At 49.0% G+C, this 14300-nt stretch carries 13 protein-coding genes; 10 read left to right on the top strand and 3 right to left on the bottom strand.

Annotated features, from left to right (window positions below; genetic code table 11):
- Positions 1–83: 83 nt before the first annotated feature.
- From CIK90_RS03295 to CIK90_RS03250, 10 genes are all read left to right on the top strand, one after another.
- Complete coding sequence (locus CIK90_RS03295) at positions 84–1286, top strand: argininosuccinate synthase (RefSeq protein WP_094389742.1); 1203 nt, start codon at positions 84–86, stop codon at positions 1284–1286.
- A 39-nt stretch (positions 1287–1325) separates the two neighbouring features.
- Entirely contained in the window at positions 1326–1514 is a 189-nt protein-coding gene (locus CIK90_RS03290; RefSeq protein WP_094389723.1) for a PspC domain-containing protein, read from the top strand.
- The gene (argC, locus tag CIK90_RS03285; protein WP_094389724.1) at positions 1511–2476 is read left to right on the top strand and encodes an N-acetyl-gamma-glutamyl-phosphate reductase; all 966 of its coding nucleotides are present in this window, start codon (positions 1511–1513) and stop codon (positions 2474–2476) included. Before CIK90_RS03290 ends, argC begins: the two co-directional genes overlap by 4 nt.
- Positions 2477–2498: 22 nt before the next feature.
- Positions 2499–3635 carry an aspartate aminotransferase family protein gene (locus CIK90_RS03280; RefSeq protein ID WP_094446254.1) on the top strand — a complete coding sequence of 379 codons (1137 nt, stop codon included), beginning with the start codon at positions 2499–2501 and terminating at the stop codon, positions 3633–3635.
- Positions 3632–4408 (top strand): pyrroline-5-carboxylate reductase, encoded by a 777-nt coding sequence (locus CIK90_RS03275; RefSeq protein ID WP_094389726.1) that lies wholly within the window; start codon positions 3632–3634, stop codon positions 4406–4408. Before CIK90_RS03280 ends, CIK90_RS03275 begins: the two co-directional genes overlap by 4 nt.
- A 65-nt stretch (positions 4409–4473) precedes the next feature.
- Positions 4474–5034: a helix-turn-helix domain-containing protein gene (locus CIK90_RS03270; protein ID WP_094389727.1), complete on the top strand. Its 561-nt coding sequence runs from the start codon at positions 4474–4476 to the stop codon at positions 5032–5034.
- Positions 5035–5116: 82 nt separating this feature from the next.
- Positions 5117–6790, top strand: coding sequence for an AMP-binding protein (locus tag CIK90_RS03265; RefSeq protein ID WP_094464341.1), 1674 nt, complete (start codon positions 5117–5119; stop codon positions 6788–6790).
- A gap of 22 nt (positions 6791–6812) precedes the next feature.
- Entirely contained in the window at positions 6813–7589 is a 777-nt protein-coding gene (gene proB, locus CIK90_RS03260) for a glutamate 5-kinase (protein ID WP_094389729.1), read from the top strand.
- Positions 7590–7612: 23 nt separating this feature from the next.
- On the top strand, positions 7613–8854 hold the full coding sequence (locus CIK90_RS03255) for a glutamate-5-semialdehyde dehydrogenase (RefSeq protein WP_094464340.1): 1242 nt from the start codon (positions 7613–7615) through the stop codon (positions 8852–8854).
- Positions 8855–8889: 35 nt separating this feature from the next.
- Positions 8890–9852, top strand: coding sequence for an acetylornithine carbamoyltransferase (locus CIK90_RS03250; RefSeq protein WP_094464339.1), 963 nt, complete (start codon positions 8890–8892; stop codon positions 9850–9852).
- Positions 9853–9964: 112 nt separating this feature from the next.
- On the opposite strand, the gene CIK90_RS03245 is transcribed toward CIK90_RS03250, so the two are convergent.
- From CIK90_RS03245 to CIK90_RS03235, 3 genes are read right to left on the bottom strand one after another with little or no spacing between them, the layout of a single operon-like run.
- Positions 9965–10666 carry a NigD-like C-terminal domain-containing protein gene (locus CIK90_RS03245; RefSeq protein ID WP_158216022.1) on the bottom strand — a complete coding sequence of 234 codons (702 nt, stop codon included), beginning with the start codon at positions 10664–10666 and terminating at the stop codon, positions 9965–9967.
- Positions 10666–11973: an acetylxylan esterase gene (locus CIK90_RS03240; RefSeq protein WP_094446267.1), complete on the bottom strand. Its 1308-nt coding sequence runs from the start codon at positions 11971–11973 to the stop codon at positions 10666–10668. Before CIK90_RS03240 ends, CIK90_RS03245 begins: the two co-directional genes overlap by 1 nt.
- 60 nt (positions 11974–12033) lie before the next feature.
- Positions 12034–13938 carry a glycoside hydrolase family 97 protein gene (locus CIK90_RS03235; protein WP_094464337.1) on the bottom strand — a complete coding sequence of 635 codons (1905 nt, stop codon included), beginning with the start codon at positions 13936–13938 and terminating at the stop codon, positions 12034–12036.
- Positions 13939–14300: the final 362 nt, after the last annotated feature.

The raw sequence follows: 14300 nt of genomic DNA, 5'->3' as shown, positions 1-14300 counted from the left end.
CTACCGACAACGCCAAGCGCCACAAACCCTAAGGAAAGGCAGGGGAGAAACATGGAAATAAAAACAAAAAAACGAAGAAAGATATGGCAAACAAGAAAGTAGTAGTAGCTTTTTCAGGAGGTCTTGACACCTCTTACACCGTGATGAAACTGGCACAGGACGGTTGGGACGTCTATGCCGCATGTGCCAATACTGGCGGTTTCAGCCCAGAACAGTTGAAAACCAACGAAGAAAACGCCTTCAAACTGGGTGCTAAAGCCTACGCAACACTCGATGTGACACATGAATACTATGAGAAATCGCTCAAGTATATGATATTCGGAAACGTGCTCCGCAACAACTGCTACCCCATTTCGGTTAGTTCTGAGCGCATCTTCCAAGCCATTGCCATTGCACGCTATGCCAAGGAGATAGGTGCTGACGCCATTGCCCACGGTTCTACAGGTGCTGGAAACGACCAGATCAGATTTGACATGACTTTCCTCGTGATGGCTCCCGGAGTGGAAATCATCACCCTGACACGCGATAAGAAACTGACCCGTAAGGAGGAAGTTGACTTCCTCAACGAACATGGATTCTTTGCAGACTTCACCAAACTGAAGTACTCTTATAACGTAGGAATATGGGGTACCAGTATTTGCGGTGGCGAACTCCTCGATCCAACACAGGGATTGCCCGAAGAAGCATATCTCAAACACGTCACAGCAAAGGATGCTGAGGCTACGCTGAAAATCACTTTCGACAAGGGTGAAATCGTTGCTGTCAACGACGAGAAGTTTGACGACAAAGTGAAAGCCATTCAGAAAATTGAAGAAATAGGTGCAAGCTACGCCATCGGACGCGACGCCAACGTGGGAGACACCATCATCGGTATCAAGGGAAGAGTAGGTTTTGAGGCTGCTGCACCTAAACTCATCATCGAAGCACACAGACTGCTGGAGAAATCAACACTCTCTAAATGGCAGCAATACTGGAAAGACCAAGTTGCCAACTGGTATGGCATGTTCCTCCACGAGAGTCAGTATCTCGAACCCGTCATGCCTGATATGGAAGCCATGCTTACTTCAAGTCAGCGCAATGTGACCGGAACAGCTATTCTGAAACTGCGTCCTTACGGTTTTGAGACTATCGGCGTAGATTCTGACAACGACCTCACCAAGTCGAAACTCGGCGAATATGGAGAGACACAAAACGGATGGACTGCCGACGAAGCCAAGGGCTTTATCAAGGTGCTCTCTACACCACTTCGCGTCTATTACGGTACTCATCCCGATGAGCGCAAATAATCACAGCATAACAATACAATAGATTCTAACAGCAAGGATATGGAACGAAAACTCACTTTGTCGCCCGACAAAAAGATTGCGGGCGTATGTGCAGGAATTGCCGAATACTTCGATTTCGACCCAACACTCGTAAGATTGGCATGGCTGGCGGCTACTGTCTTCACTTGTTTTAGTGGGGTGATATTCTATATCATCTGCTGGATCGTTATACCAGACAGACAATTATGATTAAGATAGGAATACTTGGCGCAGCAGGTTACACGGGTGGAGAACTCATCCGTGTGCTGCTCAATCACCCTGAGGCAAACATCGTGTTCGCCAATTCAGAAAGCAATGCAGGCAACCTTGTAAGTGATGTTCATGAAGGACTCATAGGCGATACCGAACTGAAGTTTACCGACCAGATGCCGTTCGACGAGGTTGACGTGGTGTTCTTCTGCTTCGGTCACGGAAAGAGCGAGGCGTTCCTCAAGGAACATACCATACCCGCCAACGTGAAAATCATCGACCTGGCACAGGATTTCCGCATCAAAGGCAGTCACGACTACGTATATGGATTGCCCGAAATCAACCACGACGAGATTGCCACCGCACAACATTTGGCTAATCCGGGATGCTTTGCCACAGCTATTCAACTGGCACTTCTGCCTGCTGCCTATCTCAATCTGCTGAAAGAAGATGTGAGCGTCAATGCCATCACGGGCAGTACTGGAGCCGGACAGAAACCCGGAGCCACCACCCATTTCTCATGGCGTGCCGACAACCTCAGCATCTACAAACCTTTCCAACATCAGCATATTGCCGAAATCAGACAGTCGCTGAAACAGGTGCAGGGCTATCTTGATGCCGATATAGACTTTATCCCCTACCGCGGAAACTTTGCCAGAGGCATCTTCTGCACCGCTGTGGTGCGTACACCAGCTCCGCTGGAGGATGTGAAAGAAGCGTATAAAGACTTCTACCGCCATGCGGCTTTCACGCATGTCAGCGACAATCCCATCGACCTCAAACAGGTGGTCAATACCAACAAGGCACTGGTTCATGTGGAGAAATATGGCAACAAACTCCTCATCACCTCTGCCATCGACAATCTTCTGAAGGGTGCTGTGGGACAAGCGGTGCAGAATATGAACATCATGTTTGGTATCGATGAACACGCAGGCTTGAGACTTAAACCCTCTGCCTTCTAACAATAAAATAAATAAAACATATATGAAGCTCTTTGATGTCTATCCATTGTTCGATGTAAATATCGTCAAAGGTAAAGGATGCCACGTTTGGGACGATAAAGGACAAGAGTATCTTGACCTCTACGGAGGCCATGCGGTCATCTCTATCGGCCATTCACATCCACACTATATCAATAAGGTAAACGAACAACTGAACAAACTGGGATTCTATTCCAATTCGGTAATCAATAAACTGCAAGTGGAATTGGCGGAAAGAATCGGTCGCATTTCGGGCTACGACGACTATCAGTTGTTCCTGATCAATTCGGGTGCTGAGGCTAACGAAAATGCCTTGAAACTCGCATCATTCACCAATGGACGCACAAGAGTGCTTTCGGCTGAGAAAGCATTCCATGGACGTACATCGCTCGCAGTAGAGGTTACCAACAATCCGAAGATTATTGCGCCCATCAACAATAACGGTCACGTGACCTATCTGCCACTCAACGACCTCGCAGCATGGGAACACGAACTCGCTAAGGGAGATGTCTGCGCTGTCATTCTTGAGTGCATACAAGGTGTGGGAGGCATCAAACTCGCCACTGCCGAATTTGCGCAAGGACTGCAGAAACTCTGTAAAGCGCACGGCGCCATACTCATCTGCGATGAAATACAATGTGGATACGGAAGAAGCGGTAAGTTCTTTGCACACCAGTGGTTGGGCATCAGACCCGACATCATCACCGTGGCAAAGGGTATTGCCAACGGATTCCCGATGGGTGGCGTACTGATTTCGCCAGAGTTTAAACCCGTATATGGACAACTCGGAACGACTTTCGGAGGTAACCATCTGGCTTGCGCAGCAGCACTCGCCGTACTTGATGTGTTTGAAGAGGAGCATCTTGTCGAGAATGCCAACGAGGTGGGAGAGTATCTCATCGGTCGTCTTCGAGCAATCAACAACCCACATATCCTCGATGTGCGCGGTAGAGGAATGATGATTGGCGTAGATCTCGATGTGCCACATAAGGATGTCAGACAACCGCTCATCTATCAAGAACACTGCTTCACAGGTTGTGCAGGAACCAACGTACTGCGTCTCTTGCCACCACTCTGCCTCACCAAAGCAGAAGCAGACCTGTTTATCGATAAACTCAATAAAGTTTTCGCAGCATTATGAAAATTACCATGATAGGTGCTGGAGCCATGGGGGGCGCCACCGTAGAAGGATTGCTTAAGGCTAAATCCTTCAAGCAGGAAGAGATTACAGTGGCCGACCCAACGGCTGAAGTATTGGAGAAATTCAAGGCAATGGGAGTCAATACCACGACAAACAATGCTGACGCAGCCAAAACGGCTGATATCGTTTGCGTGTGTGTGAAACCTTGGCTCGTTGATACTGTATTGGCTGGTATCAGAGCAAGCATACGTCCAAAAGACCAACTCCTGGTGGTTATTGCAGCAGGAGTAACGCCGGAACGGGTGCGTGAGGCACTGCCCGAAACACCGCCATTCTTCCTCGTAATCCCCAATATCGCCATTGCCCAATTGGCATCAATGACCTTCATGGTGCCCGTAGGGGCTGACGATGCACAGACCGCAACCGTCAAAGGAATATTCGATGAGATGGGTAGTACACTCATCACTGACTTTCAACATCTGGCAGCTGGAACTACGCTTGCCTCTTGTGGCATTGCTTATGCCATGCGTTACATCCGCGCTGCTTCTGAAGGCGGCGTGGAACTTGGTTTTAAAGCGGATGTTGCTAAAGACATCGTGATGCAGACTGTTTTGGGTGCTGTCAAACTGCTGCAAGCAAGCGGAATGCATCCCGAACAGGCCATCGACTTGGTGACTACACCGGGTGGAGTGACCATCAAGGGACTCAACGAGATGGAACATGCTGGCTTTACCTCTGCTGTCATCCGCGGACTGAAAGCCGGACTGAAATAGTGAAACCGTCTGACAAGATTGAAATACGCTAAAAGTAAATAATAACACGATTATACACAAAAACAATGGACGAACAATTAAAACAAATCGGTGAACGACTCAGAGGATTGCGCGACGTGCTCGATCTTACGGCTGAGGAAGTGGCTGAAACCTGCGGCATCGATGTGGATGTATATGAAAAGATAGAACGCGGTGAGGTGGATATTACCATCTCTAAACTCATGAAGATTGCACGAAAATATGGTGTGTCGGCGGAAGAACTGATGTTTGCTGAGGCACCACGCATGAAATCATATTTCGTAGTGAGAAAAGGACAGGGCATGAGCGTGGAGCGCACAAAGGCCTATAAATACCAAAGTCTGGTCAGTGGATTTGTTAACCACGATGCGGAGGTGTTTATCGTGACCGTAGAACCCAAGCCTGAAGCACACAAAATCTATAAGAATACTCACCTCGGACAGGAGTTTAACCTCGTACTCGAAGGGTCAATGGATCTCTTCATCGGCGATAAAACCATACGCCTGGAAGAGGGAGACAGCATTTATTTCGATTCAGGAAAACCTCACGGCATGCTCGCTGTAGGCAACAAAGCAGTAAAATTCCTCGCCTTCGTGGTTGAGAAATAAGGAGGCTACAAACAACACACTGGGGACTTACAACACACGAAGTGCTTGGAGTTTCCCTTTACGCAGTAAAAACACAACAAACATGATTGAAAGATTTTTAAAGCAGACACACTTCGAGTCTGTGGAAGACTATAACAAATATCTGGAATTTATCATTCCCGAAAACTTCAACTTCGCCTACGATGTGATGGATGTGTGGGCGGAAGAGGCTCCTGAAAAACTCGCCATCCTCTGGACTAACGACCAAGGAGACGAGATTCGTACAACATACGGAGAACTCAAAGAGCAGACTGACCAGGCGGCTTCATACCTATTGACATTGGGCATCGGGAAGAATGATCCTGTCATGCTGATACTGAAGAGACGCTATGAATGGTGGGTCATCATGCTTGCTTTGCATAAGATTGGAGCCATCGTTATTCCGGCTACTCACATGCTGACCAAGCACGATATCGTTTATCGCAATACGCGTGCAAGTGTCAAGGCGATTATCTGTGTGGATGATGCCTATGTGACCGAACAGATTAAATTGGCAATGCCGGAGAGTCCTACCGTTAAGCTACTCATCACCGTTACTGACCATGGTAAACCCATTCCTGAAGGTTTCCGCGACTGGCAGTCGGAATGGAAAAAGGCACCACACTTCGTGCGTCCTGCTTTCGTCAATACCAACGAGGACACGATGCTGATGTATTTCACCAGTGGTACAAGTGGTGAACCGAAGATGGTGGCACACGACTATCTCTATGCAATGGGACATCTTACAACGGGTGTGTTCTGGCATAATCTGCACGAAAACTCACTCCATCTGACTGTTGCTGATACGGGATGGGGTAAGGCGGTATGGGGCAAATTCTACGGACAGTGGTTTGCCGGAGCTACCGTGTTTGTGTTCGATCATGAGAAATTCAATGCTGATACGCTGCTCAGACAAATAGAGAAATACCACGTCACTTCGTTCTGTGCGCCTCCTACCATCTATCGCTTCATGATTCGTGAAGACCTCTCTAAATACGATCTCTCATCGCTGGAGTACTGCACCACGGCTGGTGAAGCGCTTAATCCGGCAGTATTCGATAAGTTTAAAGAAAAAACTGGTATTCAGATGATGGAGGGATTCGGACAGACTGAAACGACTATGACACTGGGAACTATGCCTTGGATGACTCCGAAACCGGGTTCTATGGGAATGCCTAACGCACAGTATGACATCGATCTGATTAAACCTGACGGTACACCGTGTGAGGATGGTGAGAAGGGAGAGATTGTCGTACGTGTGGGAGACCGCAAACCTATCGGTCTTTTCAAAGAATACTACCGCGACCCGGAACTGACTCGCGAAGCATGGCACGATGGTGTTTATCACACGGGCGACATGGCGTGGCGCGATGAAGATGGCTACTATTGGTTTGAAGGACGTATTGACGACGTGATCAAGTCGAGTGGTTACCGCATCGGTCCGTTTGAGGTGGAGTCGGCACTGATGACTCACCCTGCTGTTGTGGAATGTGCCATTACGGGTGTTCCTGACGATATCCGTGGTATGGTGGTTAAGGCTACAGTCGTATTAGGAAAGGAATGGAAGGACAAAGCGGGCGATGAGCTCGTCAAAGAACTGCAACAGCATGTGAAGAAGGAAACTGCTCCGTATAAGTATCCGCGTATCGTTGAGTTCGTTGATGAGTTGCCTAAGACCATCAGCGGAAAGATTCGCCGCGTGGAAATACGTAAGAAAGACTCGGAACAAAAGGGATAAATCCGTTGAACACCTTATAGAAATGAAAAGAATTGTAGTGAAGGTGGGTAGCAACGTGCTGACCCGTAAGGATGGTAAACTCGATGTCACGCGTATGTCGGCATTAGTCGATCAGATTGCATGGCTACGACAACACGACCATGAGGTTATTCTCGTGTCGTCGGGTGCTATGGCGAGTGGACGCGGAGAAATCAAGGTGGATCATCTGCTCGACTCTGTAGAACAGCGACAACTGTTTTCTGCTGTGGGACAGGTCAAACTCGTCGGACTCTATTACGACCTCTTTCGGGAGTTTGATATCCATATCGGACAGGTGCTGACCATGAAGGAAAACTTTGAACCGGGAGAGCAATACCAAAACCAGCAGGCATGCATGAAGGTGATGCTCGAAAACGATGTGTTGCCTATCGTCAATGAGAACGACACGGTGAGTGTCACCGAACTGATGTTTACCGATAACGATGAACTGTCGGGACTCATCGCGCAGATGATGAATGCGGAGACGCTGATCCTGCTCTCTAATATCGATGGTATCTTCACTACTCATCCCGACGACCCTGCCGCCCAACTCATACGTGAAGTGGCGCCGGGACGGGACCTCTCTGAATATATTCAACCTGAAAAGAGTGCATTCGGTCGTGGAGGAATGCACTCGAAATACACCACGGCAACGAAAGTGTCGCAAGCGGGTATCAGGGTGATTATTGCCAATGGTGAGCGCGATAATATCCTCGTTGACTTGGTCAACAACAAGGAGGAAGTGCCACACACGGAGTTCGTACCACTGGTGAAAGCATAACAATCTGTTGTTTGAAGAAAACTATGGAAAAACTGTTTCAAGATGTAAAGAGGGCCAGCAAAACACTATCGGCTCTGACTGATGAGCAACGCAACTCCATCCTATTGGATGTGGCGGAGGCTATCGTGGCGCAGCAGAATACGCTGTTGGCGGCTAATGCTAAGGACTTGGAGCGCATGGATGTGAAGAATCCGCTCTACGACCGACTCCAACTGACGCCACAACGACTGGAAGGTATTGCGGCTGATATGCGCAATGTGACGAAACTGCCGTCGCCTCTGGGGCATAACAGTCATCAGCGAACGCTCCCCAATGGGTTGAGACTTCATCGCGTGACTGTGCCTTTCGGAGTGATTGGTATCATCTATGAGGCGCGGCCCAATGTGACGTTTGATGTCTTTGCCCTTTGTTTCAAGAGTGGCAATGCCTGCGTTCTCAAGGGTGGACGCGATGCTGACGACTCCAACCGTGCTGCCGTTGCACTCATCCATGAGGTGTTGAAGCGTCACAATATCGATGAAAATACCGTATCGCTGCTGCCTGCCACTCATGAGGCTACTGCCGAAATGCTTAATGCCGTGGGATATATTGACCTCTGCATTCCACGAGGCGGAAGAAAACTCATCGATTTCGTGCGCGATAATGCTCGTATTCCTGTCATTGAGACGGGGGCTGGCGTGGTCAATACCTATTTCGATAAAGGTGGTGACTTGCAGAAAGGACAGGCTATCATCCTTAATGCTAAGACGCGACGGGTATCGGTTTGCAATGCGCTCGACTGCCTGATCATCCATCAGAAACGACTTGCTGACCTCCCACAACTGGTGGCTCCGATGGCGGAGAAACAAGTGACTCTCATTGCAGATAGTATGGCTTACAACCAAATCAAAGGGCATTATCCCGATACGCTCCTGATGCCTGCCACTGACGATTCCTTTGGTACGGAGTTTATGGACTATAAACTCGCTATTCGCACCGTAGCATCTATTGATGAGGCACTTGCTCATATCGACCTGTATGGCTCTGGACACAGCGAGTCTATCATTACCGAGGATGAGGCTGCCGCACGGCTCTTTCAACAAAAGGTGGATGCAGCTTGCGTCTATTGGAACGCACCAACCTCGTTTACCGATGGGGCACAGTTCGGATTGGGTGCTGAGATAGGAATCTCTACGCAGAAACTCGGACCGCGTGGACCTATGGGACTCGATGAGATTTGCACCTATAAATGGATTATAGAGGGTGAGGGACAGACTCGAAACTAAGACATTTCTTTTTATCATCAATTATCATAACCTGTATGAAAAGTTTTATCAACGTACAAGATATCGGTCCGCTGGAGAAAGCACTGGCCGAGGCTAAAGAGATTAAGAACGATCGTTTCAAATATCAGCATCTGGGCAAGAACAAGACACTGCTGATGATTTTCTTCAATAATTCACTGCGCACGCGTCTTTCTACACAGAAAGCTGCTATGAACCTGGGCATGAATGTCATCGTGCTCGATGTCAATGCGGGTGCATGGAAACTTGAAACAGAGCGTGGAGTCATCATGGATGGCGATAAGAGTGAACACTTGTTGGAGGCTATTCCGGTGATGGGGTGCTATTGCGACCTTATCGGTGTGCGCTCATTTGCTGGATTGTCTGATCGCGACTACGACTATGCTGAGACGGTTCTCAACCAGTTTATCAAGTATAGCGGAAAACCGGTCTTCGCCATGGAAACGGCTACCGTGCATCCCCTACAGGCTTTCGCAGACCTCATCACTATTGAGGAGTATAAGAAGAAGCAACGGCCTAAGGTGGTTCTCACATGGGCACCTCACTGCCGTGCTTTGCCGCAGGCTGTGCCTAATTCATTTGCGGAGTGGATGAATGCTGCCGATGTGGATTTCGTGGTGACTCATCCTGAGGGCTATGAACTCGATCCGAAGTTTGTAGGTAATGCTCGCGTGGAGTACGACCAGCGTAAAGCGTTCGAAGGTGCGGACTTTATCTATGCTAAAAACTGGAGTAATCCGGGCGTGACCAATCCTGCTGACTATGGTAAGATTACATCGAAGGATATGAGTTGGACGGTCGATGAACAACACATGGCATGGACCGACCATGCTAAGTTCATGCACTGCCTACCTGTGCGCCGTGGTCTTATCGTTACTGACAATGTTATTGAGAGTTCGGATAGCATCGTTATTCCTGAAGCTGCCAACAGAGAAATTTCATGTTCGGTTGTGATTAAACGTATGTTAGAAAGCATGTGATTCTAACACCTTATTATAATTAATGCAGCGAGGCGGATCCATCATGAATCCGCCTCGTATTGCTAATATCGTTCTCTATAGCCTCCGTTTTTTGCGTATTTCAGCAAAGCCCTTATCTTATCGTCAAGACCTTGCTTACCACGCCATCTGTAGTGTTCATCTGCAGCACTACGGTGTCGAGAGGTGTTGTTTCGGGCAACAGGATGCTCACGTAGCTCCGGTCTGTATAGTATTGTGGAATATTGTTCTGATCGTGCAACAGTCTGTAGTGCACGGTGTTGCGTCCGTTTGAATGACAGATCAGCGTATCTTGTGCAAGGGCAATCTTATGGAGTGCTGAATTAGAATCAGAGACTCCCGACTTCAGCAGCAATGCCATGTTCACATAGCGGTGGTTGTCTGACACCCACACACTCTCGTAACCCACAGGGTCATCTGCCATATTCTGCAGTTTCCTATGCTCTTTCGCACGGAGGGTGGGTACACCTCCCAATGCCCTGCATTTGGCAACTCCGTTGCCCAAATCATCGAAATATACGATGGCACGGTATGTGGAATCAGTTTTTGAAGCCCATGTAGCGAGGACAGGAGTTTCAAACATATAGTGCTGACCCTTGTCGGTCACGAAGTCGAGGGCTTTCTTTTCTTCTCCGATACTTACATCAACCAGTTCGGCTTGCATATCGGAATAAGGGCCATCGCCCTTGTCGTAAGCATCGTTGGTGCATCCGGAGAGTAGGGCTCCCAGGCAACAGGCAACGGCTACTACGGTGTGTCGTGGCTTCCACGACAGGAGGTGTGATTCTTGTTTCATTATTGTAGGTGTTTCTTTATCCAGACCATCTGTCCGTATTCCGTAGCATCGCTCGTCCAATGTTCGTTGATGGGGGTGATGAGCGACTCTTTCTCGCAGTTCAGCGTATTCCATACTGCATAACTGGTGGTTGGCGGACATGTATTATCATTATATCCCCATGTCATATAGGTGGTGGCTTTCACCTTACGGGCAAAGTTCACCACATCGTAATACGCCATGGTAGAGATATTGGAAGGGGTGTAGAGTCCTGTCATGCGATTGAAGTGGGGATAACCGCCGGTGCGTCCCTTCTCCGTATAGCCTGCCATATCGCTGAGTGCTGGATGGTTCACCACACAGAGGTTCACGCGTTTGTCGAGACCTGCTGCCACGAGGGCGAGGGCTCCGCCCTGACTGCCGCCTTGTACCGCAACATTCCGTCCATCCCATTCGGGTAGTGAGGTGAGCAGGTCAATGCAGCGCACCAAGGCGAGATAGACGTGCTTCATATAGTATCGGTCGCGGTTGTCTATACCGTTTTCCAAATATCCTGTCGCGTCGCTGTTGAAGGCGCGGCTGATGTCATCGAAAGTCTCCTTGGGCAGTCGGGGATCCAGTCCGTGAATTTCTATCTCCAGTCGGATGAAACCGTTCTCTGCGTAGTATTTATGTCGCAATGGCTCTTTGATGGTCTTGATGCCGGCTCCCGGAGGACAGAGCACTACGGGATGCTTGCCTGGCTGCGCGTTTTTGGGGTAGAAGAGGTAGCCATAGACGCATTGTTTGCGACGGCTCACGGGAATTTTCACCAAATAGCAATCCACCTTATCGGTGCAGTATTCCTTGGCAATCTCCTTGGTGTAGCTGAGCGGAATCTTTGCCAGTTCGTCGAGGTTGCCTTGCCAGAAGGTGTTGAAGTCTTTGGGCTCTTGTGTGAAGGGTTGTATCTTCTCAGGTGAGAATCCTACCTTCACATGGTGGGTGTAGCTTTGTCCATCCAGTTTCATGGTCAGCACGACATCACGGAATCCTGGCGTTTTCTTCGTTCCGATATTGATTTTGGCACGTCCGTTCTTCAGCGTGACGGTGCCTTTTGTATCTGTTCCCAACAGGTCGTTGCCCACGGTATAGGTCACCTCGCCGTTTCGGGGTATTCCGTATTTATAGAATTGTATTTCTATGTTTGCCTTCTCGCCGGTCTTGTACAACCAGTCGGCATGGTCGGGCACGGTTACCCATAGGTAGTCGCTGCGGTACGGATAGTTTTCTGCTCCAGCCATCAGTGTGACAACCGCCATTAGGGCGATCATCATCATTCGTTTCATTGTCGTTTTGATGTTCATCGTTTTGTAGTTGTTTTTTGTAGTATTGTTTGTTGATAGGGTCTATTTACTCTTGATTACCATAACAAAACCGCCACGTGGCTCACAGACTATACGGCCTTTTCTTTTGCTGTTGATGTGCCACGGTGACGAAGCATTCCCTGAATCGGTAAAGACGGTTGTCGTGGTTTTCTTACTACCGATAAAGTCGATGTTAAATTCCAGCGTCACCCGCTCGTTGGTTCCGTTGATTCCTGCCACATACCAGTCGCGTCCTTTCCTCCGTGCCATCACTACTTGTTCTCCGGGGTAACCTGCCAACAGGCGTGTCTCATCCCAGGTGGTGGGTAGCGAACCGATCAACTGCTTCACCTGTTTCGGTTGCGTCAGATAACTCTCAGGACGGTCTGCCCAGTGGAGCAGTCCCGATTCGAAGAGTACGGCAAGGGCGAGCTCGTGCGCATGGGTGGTGATATGAGGGTGTTGCGAGTCGGAGAAGGTACAGGGTGTATAGTCCATCGATCCCACAATACCGCGTGTGAAGGGTAGTGTGGCGTTGTGTGCTGCTGCTTTGTCCGTCAGCACAGGGCTGTTGTTGTACCATTCAGCACCATAGACAGCTTCCGTCGATAGCAGGTTGGGGTAGGTGCGTTGCCAACCGCGTGGCAGTGTTGCACCATGGAAATTTACCATCAGATGGTGGCGGGCTGCTGCCTCCAACAGGTCGATGCAGTATTGCATAGTCTCTTGTTTGTCGCCGGCAAAGAAATCTATCTTCACGCCAGCCACTCCTTGTTGTTCTAACCATGCAAATTCGCGCTCTCTGCGCTCTGGCGCATTGAGGCGGAAGTGGGGACCTGGCGCTCCGTCTTTCCCCAACCATGCAGTAGAGGAATTATACCAGATCAGCACTTTTACACCTTGCTTTTGCGCATAATCCAGTGCGTCTTCTATCGTTCCGCCGTTGCCCATCTCGTCCCATTCTGCATCTATCAGCACGTAGGGCAGGCCAAGGGCAACCGCCATGTCGATATATTGACACACAATTTTGAAGTCACGACTGCCGTGGTTGTGGGCCCAGTAGATCCACGACACACCACCCGGTTGAATCCATGCCGTGTCTTTCAGTCGGCAGGGCGCACTGACATCCGTTACGAGTGTTGAGGCTACGAGATCTTCCAGTCCGCCAATCAGGGCAAGACGCCAAGGAGAAACCCATCTTCCTGAGGTGTTCTGTCGTTGTTCGTCAGCCACCACACGATAGTCGGTTGCTTGTTTGTCGTTGTACAACGATGCAGCACTATGCCCACCGTCTATTCCTGCCTCCGTCAGCAACATCCATGTCTTTGGAGCGGCTTCCACCAAGGCAGGGAAAGCCCATCGGTGGTTGTTGTCGTTGCCAGTAGTGGCGAGTGGATAGAAATCCTCATAGGGTTCGTTCCATTTCTGCATCCAGCGCTTGGTGCCCTCATCAATCCGGAAGGTCGTATGTTCTGTTGTGACACGTGTGTGCAACAGGTTATCCATCTCATAGCGCAGGGCCACACCGTCGTTATAGAGTCTGACTACCAGTCGTTGTTGGCGTTTGACATCATCCTCAAACGTATAGACCACTTCGCGTCCGTGATTGGTGCAGATAGATTTCTTTCCCACGATCATCGCGTAGGTTTCAAACACAGGGTGTGGATCACTCGTATCCACCAGTCTCAAGTGGTGTCCAGCTCCGTCTTTCGTCTCTACTCCAAACTCTGTGATGGTTGTCACGTGATGTGTCTTACTGTTTTTATCCTGTCGGTAACTGATGTCGAAGGCTGTGATTGAATCGCCTGTTGTGATGGTGTTCCAGATGATGCAACCGTTTGGCGATGTAAAAGAGCGGTTTGTTAGCGTCGCTGCCCATCCGTTCACCGCAGCCGTTGCGATGAAAAGGAAAATGGCAATGTATCTTTTCAGAATAGTTTGATTCATAGTTTTGTGATAAGTTATCTGTTCAGCACGCAAAGATACGCTTTTTTCACCGCAATACCAATAATTTTCCCCAAAAACACAACTTCCATCGCGTAGCGATTTCCGCAAAGCCCCGCCCCGTTCATTGCACATTTCCGCAAAGCTTCCCTCTAAAAACGGAATTCAGGAATAGCGGCATTGGTGCGTTTCGGGTGCTTTTTCAGCCATCGGAAATGAAGAAAAAGATTTGTGCGCATCCACACGTCCTTTATATATAATAAATAAGGAGTTCCCGTTTTGCGGCTTGACAGAAATCAATCTCTGCAAAAAAGTTTCATGCAATCTGCATTTTTTTTCTCGAAAAAGTTTGGTAGTTCAGAAAA

This window comes from Prevotella sp. P5-126 (assembly GCF_002251185.1).
In the GTDB taxonomy this organism is placed as follows: domain Bacteria; phylum Bacteroidota; class Bacteroidia; order Bacteroidales; family Bacteroidaceae; genus Prevotella.
This window is presented reverse-complemented; position numbering and strand designations above follow the sequence as displayed.